Origin of the sequence: Pseudomonas sp. B329 (assembly GCF_023127835.1) — a bacterium.
GTDB lineage: Bacteria > Pseudomonadota > Gammaproteobacteria > Pseudomonadales > Pseudomonadaceae > Aquipseudomonas > Aquipseudomonas synxantha_A.
The window spans coordinates 16,061-30,025 of record NZ_SPKP01000002.1 but is presented as its reverse complement, the minus strand read 5'-3'; the positions used below and the strand labels follow the sequence as shown (position 1 = coordinate 30,025).

Sequence of the window (13,965 nt, the reverse complement as noted above, 5' to 3'; positions counted from 1 at the left end):
CCATGGACATCCTCTACCAGATCCGCGCCCGCCAGGCCTCGTTCAGCGCCGGCGAAGGGCGTATCGCCAAGTTGATGCTTGAGGATGTGGGCTTTGCCGCCTCGGCCAGCCTGGAGGCGTTGTCTCAGCGGGCCGAGGTCAGCACCGCGACCTTGTCGCGTTTTGCCCGCAGCGTCGGCTGCCGTGACTTGCGCGATTTGCGCCTGCAACTGGCTCAGGCCAGTGGCGTGGGCAGTCGCTTCCTGGACCCGGCGGGGCTGCCGGAACAGTCGGCCTTTCATCGGCAAATCCTGGGCGATATCGAAGCGACGTTGCGCCAGCATTTGTCAGGTTTCAACCAGCACAGCTTTGCCGACGCGGTCACTTTGCTGAGCAAGGCGCGGATGATTCACGCGTTCGGCATGGGCGGCCCCTCCAGCCTGTGCAGTGATGAACTGCAAGTGCGCCTGGTGCGTCTGGGCTACCCGATTGCCGCCTGCCATGACCCGGTGATGATGCGCGTCACGGCCGCGACCCTGGGCCCGCAACATGCCTTGATTGTCTGTTCCCTCACCGGCCGTACGCCCGAATTACTGGATGTGGTGAAGCTGGCGCGCAACTACGACGCGCGGATTATTGCCCTCACCCTCGCGGACTCACCCCTGGCCGAACTGGCGGATGTGTTGCTGCCGCTGCAACCGGCGGAGACCAGCTTTATCTACAAACCCACCGCCGCCCGCTACGGCATGTTACTGGCCATCGACCTGCTTGCCACCGAGCTGGCGCTGGCCTTGCCGGACGACAATCAGGAACGCCTGCGCCGGATCAAGCTGGCCCTGGATGATTACCGCGGCGGCCCTGACAGCCTGCCGCTTGGAGACTGATATGAAATACGACACGCTGATTCGCCAGGCGCTGGTCATTGATGGCAGCAACACCGAAGGGTTTGTCGCCGATGTGGGCGTGCGCGGTGGGCGCATCCAGGCGATGGGTGACCTGTCCGCCGACGAGGCCGCGCATGTCATCGATGCGCATGGCCGGGTATTGGCGCCGGGCTTTATCGATGTGCACACCCACGATGACACGGTGGTGATCCGCCAGCCGCAGATGCTGCCCAAGCTCAGCCAGGGCGTGACCACGGTGATTGTCGGCAACTGTGGCATCAGCGCTTCGCCGGTGAGTTTGCGCAGTGACCCGCCAGACCCAATGAACTTGTTGGGCAGCCGTGAGCAGTTCTGTTATCCGCGGTTCAGCGATTATCGCAACGCAGTGCAAGGCGCCCATCCGGCAGTGAACGTTGCGGCATTGATCGGCCACACCGCGCTGCGCAGCAACCATATGGATGACCTGCATCGCACCGCTACACCGTATGAAATCGCGGCCATGCGCGTGCAGTTGCAAGAGAGCCTGGAGGCCGGTGCCCTGGGGTTATCCACAGGCCTGGCCTACGCCAGCGCATTCAACGCCGAGACCGATGAAGTGTTGCAACTCGTTGAGGAACTGACGGCCTATGGTGCGGTGTACACCACGCATTTACGCAGCGAGTTCGAGCCGGTGCTGGAGGCAATGGATGAGGCGTTTCTGATCGGCCGACATGCCAGGGTGCCGGTGATTATTTCCCACCTTAAATGCGCTGGTGCCGGTAACTGGGGGCGTAGTCCGCAGTTGTTGGCGGCCCTGGAGGCTGAGGCGAAAAACCACCCGGTGGGTTGCGATTGCTACCCCTACGCCGCCAGCTCCTCGACTCTGGACCTCAAGCAAGTCACCGACACATTTCGCATCACCATCACCTGGTCGACGCCGCACCCGCAAATGGGCGGGCGCGATTTGCAGGATATCGCTGCCGAGTGGGGTGTTTCGCTGCTCGACGCGGCCCGTCGCTTGCAGCCGGCGGGGGCGGTGTATTACGGCATGGATGAGGCCGACGTTCGGCGCATCCTCGCGCATCCGTTGTCGATGGTGGGGTCGGACGGTTTGCCTGAAGACCCGTTTCCCCATCCGCGCTTGTGGGGTGCCTTCCCACGGGTGCTCGGGCATTTCAGCCGGGATGTCGGCCTGTTCCCGTTGCACACGGCGGTGCACAAGATGACCGGTTTATCGGCGGCGCGTTTTGGGTTGTCCGAGCGTGGCGAAATCCGTGAAGGCTACTGGGCCGACCTGGTGCTGTTCGACCCTCAGCGGGTGCGGGATGTGGCGGATTTCACCACGCCACAGCGCGCGGCTGAAGGGATTGAGGGTGTGTGGGTCAATGGCGTACTGAGCTATCGCGAGGGGCAGGCGAACGGTGAGCGAGCGGGCCGCTTCCTGGCGCGCAGCGGGGATTTGCGTGGTGGGTTTACGGCTCTATAGTGGGTGTTCTTTTATACGGAGCTGGCGCCATGCACTTAGGAAAAGTCGTCCCCATTCTGCGGATTTTCGACGAGGTCAAGGCGTTGGAGTTCTACGTCGACTTCCTGGGGTTCAAGGTCGATTGGCAGCATCGCTTCGAGGCGAATTTTCCGTTGTACCTTCAGGTGTCGCTGGGGGAATGCGTGCTGCATTTGTCCGAGCATCATGGCGATGCTTCGCCGGGGGCGGCCGTGCGCATCCAGGCGCAAGGAGTCGATGCGTATCAGCAGCAGTTGCTGGGCAAAGAGTACCGATATGCCAAGCCTGCGGTCGAGGAAACACCTTGGGGATCGCGGGAAATGAGCATCCGGGATCCGTTCGGGAATCGCTTGGTGTTTGTCGAGGACAGCGAGGGCTAAGTGGCAAATGGCAGGCAATAAAAAACCGCCTTGGTAAGGCGGTTTTTTTTGCAAACCCAGTTAGTGGCTGGGGTTGCGGCTTCACAGGAGCACTGGCGTGGTCACAATACTACTGCTGCTTTAGGGCGTTATGCAACACCAGACGAACAAGAGTTTTTCACGGCAGCATTGATCTTTTGTGTTGTTTAACTTTGCAAAAAACAGCAACAGATTTTAAGGCTAGCTGGCCGTTGTTCGTTACACCTTGGAGCAGAGTGCTGAGCTAGTATCGCCCTCGTTCTGTGTTCGTCGTGAAGTAGGTTGGCTGGGTTCGCGCGCAAATTTTGGACCGCCCGCCACGGGCTAGTAATCCGTGCCGGATTCACGCGGGAGGACCATAAACTCAGCCGCCTCACAGGAGCACTGGTGTGCATCCAAAGGCCCACATGTTCCGGTAAGTGCGCTGGAGGTAAGGCCCAACTCACGGAGGGCCGAGTATGTCTAAGTTTGCACGACGTACATGGAACCTCGTAGTGAACTGCCTGCGTGCGTATCACGTATGGAAGTTCCTGCGGGACAGCTTCGATGACCGTTAAGGTCTGAGAGGTGGAGCCACCTCGGTCTAGATCGAGGCGGCTTTTTGGTGTCTACACCCGGAAATGACTGACCATCTGCTGCAACTGGCTACCCAATCGAGCCAGTTCCACACTCGACTTGGCCGTCTCATCACTGGCAGTCGCGGTCTGCTCGGACACGTCCCGCACATTCACGATACTGCGGCTGATCTCTTCCGCCACGGCGCTTTGCTGCTCGGCGGCCGCGGCAATCTGCTGGTTCATCGACTGGATATTCGACACCGTACGGGTGATGTTTTCCAGGGATACCCCGGCCTTGCGCGTCAGTTCGACGCTGCTGTCGGTGAGGCTGCGGCTGTTGTTCATCACGCTGGCGACTTGTTGGGTGCCGTTCTGCAAGCCGGCCACCAGGCCTTCGATTTCCTCGGTGGATTTCTGTGTACGCTGGGCCAGGCCGCGTACTTCGTCGGCGACCACGGCAAAGCCACGGCCGGCTTCACCGGCACGCGCGGCTTCAATGGCGGCGTTGAGGGCCAGCAGGTTGGTCTGTTCGGCCACGGCCTTGATCACGTCCATCACGCTGCCGATCTTGTTGCTCTCTTGTTGCAGGTGCGTCATGGCGTCGGTGGAGCGGGCGACTTCGGCCGCCAGGCGTTCGATCTGGGCGATAGCTTCGGCCACCACCTTGTCGCCTTCGCGGGCCTGGCCGTCGGCGTCGGAAGCCGCCTGGGACGCCTGCTCGGCATTGCGCGCAACTTCCTGCACGGTAGCGGTCATTTCATGCATGGCGGTGGCCACCTGATCGGTCTCGATCTTCTGGCTGTTCACACCGGCGCTGGTTTGCTCGGTCACGGCTGATAGCTCCTCAGCGGCGCTGGCGATCTGGGTCACGCCATCGCGGATGCCGCTGATCAACTCGCGCAGGGTCGTGCCCATGCGCTGGATACCTTGTTGCAATACGCCCAGCTCATCACGACGGGTCACCTGGATGTTGTGGCTCAAGTCGCCTGAAGCGATGCGCTCCACCACCGCCAGGGTGTCCTGGATCGGGCGGGTGATCTGACGGGTGATGACCCAGGCGGCAATCACGCCGACCAGCAATGCCAGCAAGGTGCTGATCAATTGCAGGCTGCGGGCCTGGGTACTTTCAGCGTCGCGACGTTCCAGTTGGATGTCGTATAGCTTGTCGCTGATCGTCACGATATCGGCGCCCTGGGTGGTCATTTCGGCGCGGGCGGTGACGATGTTGGCGTTGGCTGCCTTGTAGCTCTGCACGGCGCTGCGATAGGCACCGAGGGCGGCTTCCAGTGCGGACAATGCGTTTTGCTGGCCGGTACCGAACGCCGCGCTAAGGCCCTTCAAACCGCCGACGGCTTTTTCCAGTTGCGCAGCAGCGCGGGCTTCGGTTTCTGCGTTGGGGCTATTGGTATAGCCGCGCACTTCGTAGCGAGCTTGCTGGAACTCATTCTTGGCTTGGGTCACGGCCAGAAATTGCGTGAAGCGCTCCGGGCTATCGGGCGCCTGCTGCACACTGGTTTCCAGTGCATTGATTTGTGCGTTGGCGACATCGGCTTTGGCGCCCATGACGTCGCGCGCAGCGTTGCCATTGCGGTAGGCCTCGCGCATTTTGTTCAGGGACTGGCGGTAAGCAGTGATGACGGCTTTCTGGTCATTGAGCAGTTTGAGATTTTCCGGGCTCTTGAAGCTGTCCAGCAATTTCTGTTGTTGAGCTGCGAAGGCATCCAGGCTGGTCTGCACATTCTGCGCCACGGCTTCGTCGCCATTGGCCAGCATGTATTGCAGGCGTACGATCCGCAGCTTGGTCAGCGAGGCGTTGAGCTGGGTGATGTCGCTCATCCAGTTGCTGCGGTCGATCAGGCCGCCCAGGCTGGTCCAGCCGGTGAGCGCCAGAATCGAGGTGAGGACCAGCACCAGGCCAAAGCCCAGGCCGAGTTTGAGATTGACGCTGATGTTACCGAACCAGCTGTTCATCGAAAGCTCCTTGAAGAGTGATGTCTGTCTGCTGGACGGTGTGTTGTTGTTTGAGCCAGCCAAGATGTGTAGGGCTGTATCGGCGGCAAAGGATGATTCTGAAGTACTTTTCTTGCGGGGTGACGAAGGGTCGCCATTACCGTGCAGCAATGGCGATCCGATGCGCTCAGGACTCCGCCGTGTTGGGCACCACGGTAAGCCTGAGGCAGGAGGCGGCGGCGTGGCTCAGGTGCACATTATTGTGGGCAACCCGAGGGTGGCTGGCCTGGCCTGAAGGCTCGCCGCTGTTGGGGTTGACGTCAAAGCGCGGGAAATTGCTGCTGGCGATGTCCAGGCGCAACCGATGGCCGCGCTTGAACAGGTTGCAGGTGGCGAAAGGCTCGATCAGCACTTGCACTCGCTCACCCGGCGTCAGGGCCGTCGGTTGTTCCCATGAGTCGCGATAACGGCAGCGACGGATGCCGTCGGTGATGTTCATCGCAAAGCCCTCGGGGTAGTCGGCGCTGGGCGGGTACACGTCCACCAGCTTGGCGGTGAAGTCGGTGTCGGGTGCATCGCTGTCGATCCACAGCTCGATCTGCACGTCACCGGCGACGATCAGGTCGTCGTCGAGCGGCTCGGTCTGGAACACCAGCACGTCATCGCGCTGGGCCAGGGGACGGTTGTCCCCTTGGGTGCCGAAAAAATCGAGGCGCTCCCGTTGATCGAAGGCTCCGCCGACAAACACGGGGGCACCGGAGGTTAGCGCGCCGCCGATGGTCGGGACCGGGTGGGCCGGGTCGGCGCGGTAACTCAAGTGGGCGTCAGCCTCGACAGGTGCCGTGTGGCTCAACTGCCTGTGTGCATTCAGATAGAGGGTCAGTGTTTGGCTGCCGGGCAGCGGCCATTGCGTGGTGTGCAGCCAGCGGCCGCCATGGTGCAGGCGCCCGTTTTCGTCGCGGTTACCGCTGCCGCCCCCCATCAGAAACACCTGTACGCTGGCCGTTGTGGTTCGCGGCGACGGCTTGAGGGATTGCTCGAACCAGGCCAGTCGGCAACTGAGCCAATCCTGATCGACCTGGCCGTCAAAGGTGGCTTGCGGGCCGAATTCCACATCGCCGCTGTGGCTGATATTACGGTCGCCGTGCAGCCACGGGCCCATCACCAGTCGTTGGCTGGCCGTACCTTGGAGTGTGAAGGCGCGGTAATTGGCCAGGGTCGAACTGACGTAGGCGTCGTACCAACTGGACATGAACAGCACCGGGATATCGGGCAGTTGTGCGTAGTGACCTTCGGCATAGAGGCCAGACTTTTGCCAATACTCACCGAAGGTGCCCTGAGCCCATTGCTCCAACACATAGGCTTCGTATTCCGGCACATGGCGCAGGGGCGATTGCCCGGGTTGCCATGGCATACGCGTGAACCACTGATAAATATCTTCCTGTTCCAGCGCTTCACGAACCAACGGGTCGGCCAGGGCAGCAGGGCTTTCCTTGGCCTGACGAAAGGCCCAGGTGGCCTGCTTGAGTTCGAAGGCGCCGCCCTGGCGAATCCCGCAATGGTAGGCGTTGGCGAAGCCGCCGCTGTCGAGCACCATGCTGCTCAGGCCCGGCGGGTGCAGGCAAGCCATCGCCAGTTGTGTGTGGGCAGCATAAGACAAGCCCATACTGCCGATCTTGCCGTTGCACCAGGGCTGTTGGATGATCCAGGCCAGGGTGTCGAAACCGTCTTCGCCCTCGGCGGTGTATTTGGTGAATGTGCCTTCGGAGGCGTAGCGTCCACGGCAGTCCTGGAAAATTGCGACAAAGCCTTGCTCGGTAAACCGTGCGGCCATTTGCTCACGGGAGATGTGTTGGCCGTCGAGCTGTTTTTCCGAGCGGGAGGGTTTGCTCTTGTCGTAGGGCGTGCGCTCGATCACCACCGGAAACGGCCCATTGCTGTCCTCCGGCACATAGATGTCAGTGGCCAGGTGGATGCCGTCACGCATCCGGATCATTTGGTTGTGCAGAATATGCATGGGGAGAACACTCATCGATTCAGTACCCGCTCGTTACCGCAATGGCCAGCAACACCATCGCCAGCACGGCGTAGATCAGGAACAGCGGCAGGATGTAGCGCGCCCATTGGCCCCAACCGACATTGGCGGTGGCCAACAGCACCAGCAGGCCGCTGGACGTGGGGGTGATCATGTTGGTCAGGCCATTGCCCATCAGAAATGCGAACACCGTGGTCTGCGGGCTGACGCCGGACAACTGACCCAAGGGCCCGAAGATCGGCATGGTTACCGCCGCCTGGCCGGAGGTGGATGGGATCAGCACATCCAGCCCCAGTTGTGCGAAGAACATGCCGTAGGCCGACACGATCGGACCATGGTCGCCCACCAGGTTGGCCAGGCTGTTGACGATGGTGTCCAGGACCTGGCCGGTACTGAGGATGATCTCCACGGCGGTAGCCAGACCGATCAGCACGCCGGCGATCAGCACCTTCTTCATTCCATCGACAAAGGCACTGGCGGCAACGCTGGCGCCGAGCCCGGCGATCACGCTGAAGGCCAGCGTCAGCAGCAGGTAGAACGCCGACAGCTCATGGTATTTCCAGCCCCAGCGGTTAGAGGCGTAGACCAGGAAAGCGATGCCCGTCAGCAGTACGATCAGGTTGATCAGATGGCGCAGGGGCAACGGCGTACTTTCGAAAGTGATCTGCGCCGTGGCATCGTAACCGTGCTTGCGAATACTCCACAGCACGAAGGCAATGCCCACCAGCAGGAAGCTGCAGTAGGCGAGCACACGCATGCTCAGGCCACTGAAGATCGGCAGCCCGACCATCGGCTGGGCCACGGACAGCGCCACTGGATTGGATATCGAGGCCAGGTAGCCGATCTTGACTGAGATCGTGACGATGGCCAGCCCGATCAGGTTCGACAGCCCCAGCCGATTAGCCATGGCAACCATCAACGGCACGATGAGAATAAATTCCTTGGCCAGCCCCATGAAGGTACTGCCGGCGGAAAACACCAGCATCAGGCACGGCACCAGCACATAGATATTGCCCCGTGTCAGACCCAGCATGCGCTCCAGCCCGGCGTCGATCACCCCGGCCTTGTTCAGCACGCCGAACATGCCACCGATGAACAGCACCATGAAAATCAGTGCCGCACGCTTCTCGATGCCCTGGGGAATCGCCATGAAGCCTTCCACCAGGGACACCGGGCGAGCCACGGTGTCGCCGGCTTTGCGTGGTTCCAGTGCGAACAGTTGGCTCAGGGAGTCGTGTTTTTCCAGCACCTGGTAAGAGCCCGGGATCACCAGGCCATTCTGGCGCTGGAACGTGCCCGAGTTCACGGCGTAGGTAAACGCCACTGCGAGCAGGACGATACTCAGCAGGATGATGGCGGGATTGATCTGCTTGCGTTGCGTGGTATTTCCCACCGCTGCTTGGGTGGGGATGCTCTGGGATTCGCTCATGCTAGTGGCCCCGGCTTGCGCCGTTATTGTTATAGGGGTGACACGTGTGGGGCGGACACTAGGGCAAAGTTTTCGCGGCGACAACGTTATGCGTGGGTTGGGTTGGGCTATGCGTTTTGTGCGGACAGACGCTGCTTGAGATGCTTGGCAAACGCGTTCACCAGCTGCGACCTGGGCTCGTTGGCGCGAAACGCCAGGCCGAATGCGTAGGGCAGCGCCGGGCGAAACGGGCGGGTGACGATGGGCAAGTGCCGGAAGTGGCTGGCCAGCAGACCATTGACGATCGACACCCCCAGCCCCTCGGCAACGAAGCTGCACGCAGCCCCGACCGAGTGCACCTCGACCCGCACCTGCGGCGTGAGGTTGGCGGCACGAAACACCTGGTTCAGCTCGGCCCGCAATGCCCGTTGCCGGCCGAGCATCACCAACGGCACATCGCGCAGATGCTGCACTTCGATGCAGGCGTGACGGGTCAGCGGATGGTCGGCGGGCATCACGCAGACGCCTTCGGTTTGCAGCACCGGCTCGACATCGAAGTCAGGTATTTCCGTGGGCAGGCGTACAAAGCCCAGGTCGGCGGAACGGTCCAGCACCGCACGCTCGATCGTGTCGTAAGAACCGGTCAGCAGTTCCACGACAATGTCGTCATGCTCCTTGAGAAACTGCGCCACGATGCGCGGCAACAGCTCCTGGGTCATGCTGGTGGGCACCCCGACCTTGAGCAGGCTCTTGCGTGAGCGGCCCACGCGCATTTCGTCGGCCAGGCGCTGGATTCGTTGCATGCCATCCACCAGTCCGGCGACTTCGGCGAGCAGTTCCTCGGCTTCGGGCGTCGCCATCAGGCGGCCCTTCTTGCGCAGGAACAAGGCAAAACCCAAGTGCTCTTCCAACTGGCTCAGCAGGCGGCTGACCGCCGATTGCGACAGGCCCATGCGCGTTGCTGCGCCGATGGTCGAGCCGGTGGCCATGATCGCTTTGAAGGCTTCGAGTTGCTTGAGGTTCACCGTGTTTTTCCTGTCGGTTGGGAAGGGCGGCCGGTACTTCACGCATAGCCTGATGCGCTTCTCGCATAACGTTGTGGGGCTGTCGACGAGCCGTTAGTGTCCGCTCCAACGCGACATGCCGTCCAGCCTGCCGCGCGGTGCAACTGCCCATAAAAAACACAACACGGCATTGAGGAATGGTTTATGCGTGAGTTTTTCACGAAAGGGGGAATGGTCTCGGCGGGGCTGCTGGCGAGCCTGTCACCGACATTGATGGCCCAGGGTTTCTGGGAGGATTCCCACGGCCGATTGACCTTGCGCAACTTCTACTTCAACGACGGTTACCGCGACGGTGGTGAAGACCGCAAGGAATGGGCTCAGGGTTTTCTGCTTAATCTTCAGTCTGGTTATACCGAGGGCACCGTGGGTTTTGGCCTGGATGCCCTGGGGCTGGCGGGCCTGCGTCTCGACTCCAGCCCGACGCACGCCGGGACGGGCTTGTTACCTGTGCACGACGATGGTCATGCGGCCAGTGAGTTTTCCAGCCTGGGCGTCACGGCCAAGATGCGCTGGGGCGATGCAGTGGTGAAAACCGGCACGTTGCTGCCGAAAATCCCGGTGCTGGTGCACAACGATGGCCGCTTGTTACCGCAGACCTTCCAGGGCACACAAGTGGAATACAGTGGTATTCGTGACCTGTACCTGCACGCTGGGCACCTGGACAAATTCAAGTTGCGTAACTCCACTGACAGTGTGGATATTTATCCCCAGGGCTACAGCGGAAAAAAGGGTAGTGATTTCGATTTTGCCGGCGCTAGCTACGCGTTTACGCCGAAGCTCAGCGGCACCTGGTACTACGGTGAAATGCGCCAATTCTATCGCCAGCAATTCTTTGGCCTGGTGCATAAGCAGCCGTTGGGCAGCGGCACACTGACCAGCGACTTGCGCTACTTCATTAGTAACGAAGCGGGTGAGGCGCGTAACGGCGAGGTCGACAGTGACATGTTCAGCGGTCTGTTCACTTACCGCCTGGGCCCGCAGGCGCTGGGTGTTGGTTATCAGAAAGTCAGCGGCGACACAGCGTTGCCGTATGCCAGCGTGTCGACGGTGTATTCCTTCAGTAACGCCGGTGTTGGCAAGTTCATCCAGTCTGGTGAGCAGACATGGATGCTGCGCTACGACTATGACTTGACGGCGGTACTGCCGGGCTTGAGTTTCATGACCCGCTACTACAAAGGGCAAAACGGCGAGTTCAAAGGGCGCGAGGCGCGTGAGTGGGAGTCCGACACGAATCTGCGCTATGTGGTCCAGGACAGCACGTTCAAAGGACTGGGCGTGGAGTTGCGCAAGGCCACTTACCGCTCGACTTATGCCAGTGATCGGGACAACTACCGGGTGTACCTGACCTACGACCTGGCGCTCTGGTAGCCGGGGAGGGGGCTGATCATGGGCTGCTCTTGTGTGCTAGTCTGCGGGCCCTTTTAGTTCTGGGCAGCGCGGGAAACCATGTTGTCCTACAGCGGAGCCTCTTCATGTCCGAAGTTAATCTGTCCACCGACGAAACCCGCGTCAGCTACGGTATCGGCCGTCAGTTGGGCGACCAACTGCGCGACAACCCGCCGCCGGGCGTGAGCCTGGACGCAATCCTGGCCGGCCTGACCGACGCATTTGCAGGCCAGCCGAGCCGTGTTGACCAGGAGCAAATGGCTGCCAGCTTCAAAGTGATCCGCGAGATCATGCAAGCCGAAGCCGCTGCCAAGGCTGAAGCCGCCGCGGGTGCCGGCCTGGCTTTCCTGGCTGAAAACGCCAAGCGTGATGGCATCACCACCCTGGCTTCCGGCCTGCAATTTGAAGTGCTGACTGCCGGCACCGGCGCCAAGCCGACCCGTGAAGATCAAGTGCGTACCCACTACCACGGCACCTTGATCGACGGCACTGTGTTCGACAGCTCCTACGAGCGCGGCCAGCCTGCAGAATTCCCGGTTGGCGGCGTGATCGCCGGCTGGACCGAGGCCCTGCAACTGATGAATGCCGGCAGCAAATGGCGTCTGTACGTGCCGAGCGAACTGGCTTACGGCGCTCAAGGCGTTGGCAGCATCCCGCCGCACAGCGTTCTGGTATTCGACGTCGAGCTGCTCGACGTTCTGTAAGACCTGCTGGTTACCTGTTGGGACGAACGCGTTCGCCCCAACAGGCATTTGCCAGTTTCTTCATGGATGGAACTTGCCATTCAAATCGGTCGCCGGGCGCAATGCTCGGGCATAGCAGAACAGAAACAAATTCCTCACCACTTCTTTCAGTACTCCAGGCTCACTGGAACTCAGGCCATTGACGTCCAGGTCACCCTGGTCCTGTAGTTCGTTCAGTGCTTCTTCCTCAAGCACCGCACAGACTTCGCCGGTTTCCCGATGCAGGATTCGCAGGTAAGGGTGGGGGCGATCCAGCCAGGCATCTATCAAATAAGTCATGGTCGTTCTCCTTGATGAGTTTCAATGAGAATAATTCTTATTCGTAGAATAGCAAGTATCTATTGGCGGTTTCCGAGTTTTTTTGTGTGGATATTGTTTTCGATCAATCAGGAGGGCGAAACGCCATCCCGCGGCGGGCGCGGGATGGATGCAGCAGCTTCAGACCTTGCGCACGAACTCGGACTTGAGTTTCATCGGGCCGATACCGTCGATCTTGCAGTCGATATCGTGGTCTCCGTCGCACAGGCGGATGTTCTTGACCTTGGTGCCGACCTTGACCACCAGTGAGGTGCCCTTGACCTTGAGGTCCTTGATCACGGTGATGGTGTCGCCGTCCTGCAGGACGTTGCCCACAGAGTCTTTCTTCACGGTCTCATCGCCGGCCACTTCGGCCTCGCCATTGGCGGACCACTCATGGGCGCATTCCGGGCAGACCAGTTGGGTGCCGTCTTCGTAGGTGTATTCGGAATTGCATTTCGGGCAGGGTGGCAACGTGCTCACTAAAGCTCCTTGAGATTCAGGGATGACTAAAAGTCGCACATTATATAGGGTTTTGCGGCGAGAGCGGGGAGGTCAGTGGTGAATGCGATCTAAATGTGGGAGCTGGCTTGCCTGCGATAGCGATGGTGAGTTCACTACCGTCATCGCAGGCAAGCCAGCTCCCACATTAATCAACGCGGAATCAGTGAGTACGGGCCACAGCGAACTCACTCAGTTCCACCAATGCATCCCGGTATTCACTGGCCGGCAAGGCTTCCAGGCACTGGATCGCCCGCGCCACGTAGTCACGCGCCAGTTGCGCGGTGTACTCCAGGGAACCGGAGGCTTCGACGGCGGCACGGATGGCCTCCAGGTCTTCGATCCCGCCTTTCTGGATGGCCTTGCGCACCAGGGCGGCCTGTTCCGGCGTGCCTTCGCGCATGGTGTAGATCAGCGGCAAGGTTGGCTTGCCCTCGGCCAGGTCGTCACCGACGTTCTTGCCCAGGGTCTCGGCATCGCCCTTGTAGTCGAGCAGGTCATCCACCAGTTGGAACGCCACGCCCAGGTGATCGCCAAAGGTACGCAGGGCTTCGGCCTGTTCGGCGGTGGCGCCACACAGCGCGGCAGCGCTGTGGGTGGACGCTTCGAAGAGCATCGCGGTTTTGCCGCGAATCACTTCCATATAGGTTTCTTCGGTGGTGCTGGCGTCGCGGACCTTGGACAGCTGCAACACTTCGCCTTCGGCGATGATGCGCGTGGCCTGTGAAAGAATCTTCATCACCGGCATCGAGCCCAGTTCGACCATCATTTCGAACGAGCGCGAGTACAGGAAGTCGCCCACCAACACGCTGGGTGCGTTGCCCCACATGGCATTGGCGGTCTCGCGGCCACGCCGCATACCGGACATGTCGACCACGTCGTCATGCAGCAGGGTGGCGGTGTGCAGGAACTCGATGGTCGCGGCCAGCAAGCGCAGGTCATCGCCTTCGCGGCCCAGCGCCTTGCCACACAGCAGTACTAATAAAGGACGCAGGCGTTTACCGCCCGCCGACGTAATATAGTCGCCAATTTTGGAGACCAGCGGCACTTTAGACGTCAGCTGCTGCTTGATGATGCCGTCGACGGCGCTAAAATCGTCCGCGACCGCGCGGTAGAAAGCTTGGGGTTGCATCAGCGACAGTCGCTCCAGAAGGGTTGCGCGGCATGCTAGGACCCTGACCCCCGGGTGTCAAGGCGCGATAGACGGCCCCTTGCAAGCCTCCCATAGCTTGCGTACAATCGCGCACCCTGAACTTCCTGGGCAGCACCTGCCTTACGCA

12 protein-coding genes are annotated in these 13,965 nt (G+C 60.8%); 5 read left to right on the top strand and 7 right to left on the bottom strand.

What is annotated here, in order from left to right; genetic code table 11:
• Window positions 1-2: 2 nt before the first annotated feature.
• From E4P00_RS00390 to E4P00_RS00380, 3 genes are read left to right on the top strand one after another with little or no spacing between them, the layout of a single operon-like run.
• Window positions 3-863: a MurR/RpiR family transcriptional regulator gene (locus E4P00_RS00390; RefSeq protein ID WP_216092095.1), complete on the top strand. Its 861-nt coding sequence runs from the start codon at window positions 3-5 to the stop codon at window positions 861-863.
• A gap of 1 nt (window position 864) precedes the next feature.
• Window positions 865-2,328, top strand: a complete 1,464-nt coding sequence (locus tag E4P00_RS00385) for a D-aminoacylase (protein WP_248130475.1) — start codon at window positions 865-867, stop codon at window positions 2,326-2,328.
• Window positions 2,329-2,357: 29 nt separating this feature from the next.
• Complete coding sequence (locus tag E4P00_RS00380) at window positions 2,358-2,726, top strand: glyoxalase superfamily protein (protein ID WP_078822285.1); 369 nt, start codon at window positions 2,358-2,360, stop codon at window positions 2,724-2,726.
• A 626-nt stretch (window positions 2,727-3,352) separates the two neighbouring features.
• Here E4P00_RS00380 and E4P00_RS00375 read toward each other — a convergent pair.
• The 4 genes from E4P00_RS00375 to E4P00_RS00360 all read right to left on the bottom strand — a co-directional run bounded on the left by E4P00_RS00375 (window position 3,353) and on the right by E4P00_RS00360 (window position 9,719).
• Complete coding sequence (locus E4P00_RS00375) at window positions 3,353-5,272, bottom strand: methyl-accepting chemotaxis protein (RefSeq protein ID WP_032879524.1); 1,920 nt, start codon at window positions 5,270-5,272, stop codon at window positions 3,353-3,355.
• A 166-nt stretch (window positions 5,273-5,438) separates the two neighbouring features.
• The gene (locus E4P00_RS00370; RefSeq protein WP_248130474.1) at window positions 5,439-7,268 is read right to left on the bottom strand and encodes a CocE/NonD family hydrolase; all 1,830 of its coding nucleotides are present in this window, start codon (window positions 7,266-7,268) and stop codon (window positions 5,439-5,441) included.
• A 19-nt stretch (window positions 7,269-7,287) separates the two neighbouring features.
• Window positions 7,288-8,715, bottom strand: a complete 1,428-nt coding sequence (locus tag E4P00_RS00365) for an AbgT family transporter (RefSeq protein WP_032879527.1) — start codon at window positions 8,713-8,715, stop codon at window positions 7,288-7,290.
• Window positions 8,716-8,822: 107 nt separating this feature from the next.
• Window positions 8,823-9,719 carry a LysR family transcriptional regulator gene (locus E4P00_RS00360; protein WP_032879529.1) on the bottom strand — a complete coding sequence of 299 codons (897 nt, stop codon included), beginning with the start codon at window positions 9,717-9,719 and terminating at the stop codon, window positions 8,823-8,825.
• 210 nt (window positions 9,720-9,929) lie between these two features.
• Between E4P00_RS00360 and E4P00_RS00355 the strand changes: the two genes are divergently transcribed.
• Entirely contained in the window at window positions 9,930-11,126 is a 1,197-nt protein-coding gene (locus E4P00_RS00355) for an OprD family porin (protein ID WP_216092196.1), read from the top strand.
• A 104-nt stretch (window positions 11,127-11,230) separates the two neighbouring features.
• Window positions 11,231-11,848: an FKBP-type peptidyl-prolyl cis-trans isomerase gene (locus tag E4P00_RS00350; RefSeq protein ID WP_014719893.1), complete on the top strand. Its 618-nt coding sequence runs from the start codon at window positions 11,231-11,233 to the stop codon at window positions 11,846-11,848.
• A 60-nt stretch (window positions 11,849-11,908) separates the two neighbouring features.
• Here E4P00_RS00350 and E4P00_RS00345 read toward each other — a convergent pair whose 3' ends face one another.
• From E4P00_RS00345 to E4P00_RS00335, 3 genes are all read right to left on the bottom strand, one after another.
• Window positions 11,909-12,166 carry a hypothetical protein gene (locus E4P00_RS00345; protein ID WP_005791321.1) on the bottom strand — a complete coding sequence of 86 codons (258 nt, stop codon included), beginning with the start codon at window positions 12,164-12,166 and terminating at the stop codon, window positions 11,909-11,911.
• 159 nt (window positions 12,167-12,325) lie between these two features.
• On the bottom strand, window positions 12,326-12,667 hold the full coding sequence (locus tag E4P00_RS00340) for a zinc ribbon domain-containing protein YjdM (protein WP_005791320.1): 342 nt from the start codon (window positions 12,665-12,667) through the stop codon (window positions 12,326-12,328).
• Window positions 12,668-12,848: 181 nt separating this feature from the next.
• Window positions 12,849-13,817: a polyprenyl synthetase family protein gene (locus tag E4P00_RS00335; RefSeq protein ID WP_005791318.1), complete on the bottom strand. Its 969-nt coding sequence runs from the start codon at window positions 13,815-13,817 to the stop codon at window positions 12,849-12,851.
• Window positions 13,818-13,965: the final 148 nt, after the last annotated feature.